5 protein-coding genes and 1 pseudogene are annotated in these 4,299 nt (G+C 40.5%); all 6 read right to left on the bottom strand.

Features of this window, described 5'->3' with window-relative positions; genetic code table 11:
* Nucleotides 1-193, bottom strand: a pseudogene (locus tag F6K13_RS20665) (hypothetical protein); the annotation flags it as partial.
* Between the two features lie 68 nt (nt 194-261).
* On the bottom strand, nt 262-1,350 hold the full coding sequence (locus F6K13_RS20660; RefSeq protein WP_124155439.1) for a TauD/TfdA family dioxygenase: 1,089 nt from the start codon (nt 1,348-1,350) through the stop codon (nt 262-264).
* Nucleotides 1,351-1,520: 170 nt separating this feature from the next.
* Nucleotides 1,521-2,606: a TauD/TfdA family dioxygenase gene (locus F6K13_RS20655; protein WP_205127364.1), complete on the bottom strand. Its 1,086-nt coding sequence runs from the start codon at nt 2,604-2,606 to the stop codon at nt 1,521-1,523.
* A 44-nt stretch (nt 2,607-2,650) separates the two neighbouring features.
* A complete protein-coding gene (locus tag F6K13_RS20650; RefSeq protein WP_124144952.1) occupies nt 2,651-3,394 on the bottom strand; it encodes a CmcI family methyltransferase in 744 nt (247 codons plus the stop codon).
* On the bottom strand, nt 3,394-3,792 hold the full coding sequence (locus F6K13_RS20645; protein WP_240038950.1) for a class I SAM-dependent methyltransferase: 399 nt from the start codon (nt 3,790-3,792) through the stop codon (nt 3,394-3,396). Before F6K13_RS20645 ends, F6K13_RS20650 begins: the two co-directional genes overlap by 1 nt.
* The gene (locus F6K13_RS20640) at nt 3,792-4,025 is read right to left on the bottom strand and encodes a hypothetical protein (RefSeq protein ID WP_124144954.1); all 234 of its coding nucleotides are present in this window, start codon (nt 4,023-4,025) and stop codon (nt 3,792-3,794) included. The genes F6K13_RS20645 and F6K13_RS20640 overlap by 1 nt, the downstream gene beginning before the upstream one ends.
* Nucleotides 4,026-4,299: the final 274 nt, after the last annotated feature.

The raw sequence follows: 4,299 nt of genomic DNA, 5'->3' as shown, positions 1-4,299 counted from the left end.
CCTGACGATTCCCAAAGCTAGTGGATCGTCGCCACTTACTAAAATAATAGATGTCGGCAAAGGGGGCATGTAGAACTACTGTATCGCAGCGTTGCATAAAAGTTTTTTCAAAGACAGTAGAGGCACATCTAGGTGCCCCCCACAATGCCACAATTTTGGGTTCATTTTTTGAGCATTCAACGATGGATTGCATTGATTTATCAGAGGTCTTAATTTTTTAAATTGTTTGAGACAATTCTGGAGTCACCGCCAAGTCAACTTCTACTCAAATCTCAGCTTGAACTTGTATTGATAAAAGTTTCTTCGTCCAACCAAATAGTTCCAGTTGACATATGCTGCCCTAAGCTGCCTAGTTCCTGAAGTCGGTTCGTAAGCTGAACGTCCGTGCATTACTCTAGAATTTTGAATGACCTGACACTCTCCTGGTTTGAGACGGAAGTTGTATTGGTAATCAGGATTTTTCAGGTAGCGATGGAAGCTAGAGTAGGCTTGATAAAACTCTTCCATTTGGTTAAATGGTAGACTGGGAAGAAAGTTTTGTTCATGATGAAAGCGGACTTCTGCGATCTCGCCATTCTGATTGAGTTCTATGATGGGGCGTTTGTGAAAGAAAATATATTGATGATTGCGCTCAATTCGCCAAAAAGGTGCTGGGACTTTTGTCAAAATCTGGAAGTAATCTGGATGATTCTGGCGAAAATCTTGAGCTATGCGAAAACTATCTACAAGTAACGACTTGCCACCCGAAGTCTCGTTTTGTACACAATAGAGAAACTTCGCTAAGGGAAAACACTCCCAGGAGCTAAACGCATTATGAGGCTCTAGAGCAGCACCAGTCAGGTACGAGCGTTTTTCTCCGGTCGGTATATCTTTTACTGTATAGAACTTTTCTCCGTCTTCATTCAGGATAATTGGACCCAAGGAGGAGATAAAAGACTCCAAATTTTCAGATGCAATGTTCTCTATGATGACAAACCCCAGCGTAAATAACTGACTCATCCAAGTTTGAGGATCGCATGAAGAGTCGTACTTCTTTTGTGGGTTAGCTGCCAGCCAAGCTTTATCCCAAAGGATAACTTCTTGGTCAAAGGTTTGGGGCTGAGGATCGTAAGCATGAGTGAGCAGCCAAGAAATAGAAAAGATGCTACGGTGAGGCGGAGTTTCATCCCACTCAATTATTAGCTTGTCATCCTGCTCCTGAATCGATAAAGGTTTTGGCGGTGAGGTGCGATCGCTAATGTCATAAATTTTTCTTAGAGATTTGGCATGGTAAGACTGAGGAGAGTTGTCACGCAACCAACTGTAGTGAAAGCGTTTCCCCTCAATGAGTACAAAATTTTCGTTTTGCATAGGTCAAAACCTCTTAGTAATTATAAATGAGTCCATCTGACAATTTGTCAGAGTTAGTAAGCGGGAGTGTCTCACCTTCTTGCGATAAAAATATCAGGAACATGGCATTAAGATAAGCACAACAGGGAGCTAAAATAGTAAGCTACCTCAAGTTCACAAAGAAACTGGGGTTATTCAGCAAAGTAAAACTCTCGTTGCTCAAAGTTTCTTCGCCCAATGAGGTAGTCCCACTCCATATATGCTGTTTTTATTTCCCTACTTCCCGATGTCGGATCGAAAGCTGTCCTCCCGTGCAGGACTCTAAAATTTTGCACGAGTAGACACTCTCCTGGTTTGAGACGGAAGCAGTATTGGTAATCAGGATTTTTCAAGTAGTTAAAGAACCTTGAGTAAGCTTCATAAAAAGATTCCATTTGCTCGAATGGTAAATTGAGAATATAGTTCTTATAGTGGAAGCGGAGTGCAGCAACCCTACCTTCGTGATCTAACTCGATGATTGGATTTTCGGGACAGAAAAAATATTTAAGCTTATCGTTATACAACCAAAACTGTACTGGAGTTTTTACTAAAGTCTGGAAGTGGTCGGGATGATCCTGGCGGAAATCATTAGCTACGCGAAAACCATCCACAACCATAGAATCACCCCCCAAGGCATTGTTTTCCACACAATATAGAAACTGTGCTACGCGATTTCCTTGCCAGAAAGTGAAATCTGTATGGGGAGGAAGACCGTGAGCTGTTGCAAACAAGTCTTTTGCTTCCGGGGTTACCTTCACTGACGAAATTTTACCGTATTCTGTGTTGCGAATCGGCCCAATGGATGATATAAAAGAATCTAAATTTTCAGGAGCTATGTTTTGTAGAATTACAAACCCGAGCTTAAATAACTGATTTATCCACAATTGAGAGTTGCACGATTGGGTGTCAGGTCGATCTGGAGAATTAGCTTCAAGCCATAGCTTATCCCAAAAGACAATCTCGTTGCTGAAACATGCAGGTTTTGGATCGTAGGCATGGCGTAATAGCCAGGAGATAGAAAAAATGCTCCGGTGAGGAGGGTTTTCATCCCAGTCAATAATTAGTTGTCCATCTCGTTCCTCGACCGACAAAGGTTTTGGGGGTAAGACACTATCGCTAATGTCATAAAGCCTCTGAAAAGAGGTCTGATGGCGAGATTTAGGACTTGGACAATGGTCGCGCAACCAAGTGTAATGGAAGCGTTTACCATCGATAATGATAAAACGTTCATTTTGCATAAACTGAATTTTACAATCGCTATTTAGTCTGTCTTGATTTGTTGTCATGCTTTTTTCAAAATAGAATTCCAATTTTTTGAAGCATTATAACCGTACATATCTTGATAGTAAGCATCGATTAAGTACTCATCTTGATGCTTCATTAACCAGCTTTTCAATTCATCAAGCTTAGACCATCCTCGCTGAATTAATTCCTGGTCTTCCCAATCAGACCATACTTCCCACATGAACTTATTGGTGTCTTCGATAATCAGGTAATCTCCAGTTTGCAGACCATTGTGATGAAAATGCTTAAGAATACCAACTAGATTATCATGAACATCCTCTATAATTAACCAAGGATGAGGCAGTGAGACAAGCAACCCTGTGGGTAAAACAGCATTAATTTCTCGACAATCACCTTCTAAAAAATGAATTCTAGAGTCTCCTTTGGCTTTTATATCAAGCTGAGAAAGGTCGTTATCAACACAGTAAACCTCACCTTTAATACAAAACTGTTCCAACTGATCGGCTAACCAAATGGCACTTCCCCCTTTGAGCGCACCCAGTTCAATAATTGTCTTTGGTTGTAACTCGTAAAGCAGCATGGGATAAGCTGCAATTTGCATGGGGTCTTTTTCCAGAAGTACCCCTTTCCAAGTCTGTAAGTAGGCATTTTCTGTCAGAGGTCTCCAAGCCGACTTAGGAATATCACATCTATCTTCTCGGTCAGATATTTTGACAAACCTTTTATTCTCCGAGGTTTCTTGCTCAGATATAGTTAATTTGTCAATACTTTGATTCTTCATTACGATCGCTCCTTTTTGAAAGCCAGAAGATACATCAACTTGGCTTCGTCATAGATAGGAAAATACTCTTCACTGACTAATGTCCACGGTAATTTATCTAAGGCTGTCTGCATTTCACGGCGATAGTCTTCCCGTATCGTCAACAAAAAAATTCCCTCCTCCTTTAAAAAGCAGAATAGATTATTTAAAACCTCAAGACCAGCATGAGCATAAGCAAAAACTCCTGCTGCAATAATAGCATCAAAAGTTACTGAATTGCTAAAAATTTGGGAATCTTCTAAATTACACTGATAGAGAACCTTGTAAACTTCTCTCTCTTTAGCGATCGCCAGCATTTTTTCTGACAAATCAACAGCAGTAATATTTGTATATCCTTGTTGGGCTAAAGCTTCACCCACTAAACCCGTTCCAGCACCAGCATCCAGAACGCGGTTTCTTTGTGAGGAAGCAGTTGGCTTAATGTTCTTGCTATATTACCAGGCATAAAAGACCAATCTTTTCTGACATCTGTATCATAAGTCTTAGCCCAACCATCATACTTATTTTTTAATTCCTCAGTGCTTTGAGTATCACAAATCCCTGATAACCAAGGTCTTGCTTCTAAAAAATCTTTGGATTGTTCTTCGCGCATCTTTAATCACTGCTCTATAAAACTGACACAAAGCGTCGCATAAAGTGACAACTCGATGTTTACTTCCTGCTTCTACTAAGGCCGTCGGCGGTTTCTCATCCACAGGCATTCACGGTCTAGCCGACCGCATTTCTTAAATTTATACTCTATCATATCAAATCCGGTAGCATCGGTATAAAAAAATTAAACCTGATAAATTAAGGGATGAATAGTAAGAGTTGGGCGATCGCCATGCCGAGATTGTTAAAGCTAGAACCACACAAAAGTATCGAAG

The sequence above is a fragment of the Okeania sp. SIO2B9 genome (assembly GCF_010672505.1).
GTDB classification, from domain to species: Bacteria; Cyanobacteriota; Cyanobacteriia; order Cyanobacteriales; family Microcoleaceae; genus Okeania; species Okeania hirsuta.
The sequence above is the reverse complement of the archived record's forward strand: the minus strand, read 5'-3'. Positions and strand labels throughout refer to the sequence as shown.

Bases quoted from the DNA above. Each gene is read 5' to 3' on its own strand.
- F6K13_RS20660 (WP_124155439.1), bottom strand. From the start codon at position 1,350: ATGCAAAACGAAAATTTTGTACTCATTGAGGGGAAACGCTTTCACTAC.
- F6K13_RS20655 (WP_205127364.1), bottom strand. From the start codon at position 2,606: ATGCAAAATGAACGTTTTATCATTATCGATGGTAAACGCTTCCATTAC.
- F6K13_RS20650 (WP_124144952.1), bottom strand. From the start codon at position 3,394: ATGAAGAATCAAAGTATTGACAAATTAACTATATCTGAGCAAGAAACC.
- F6K13_RS20640 (WP_124144954.1), bottom strand. From the start codon at position 4,025: ATGCGCGAAGAACAATCCAAAGATTTTTTAGAAGCAAGACCTTGGTTA.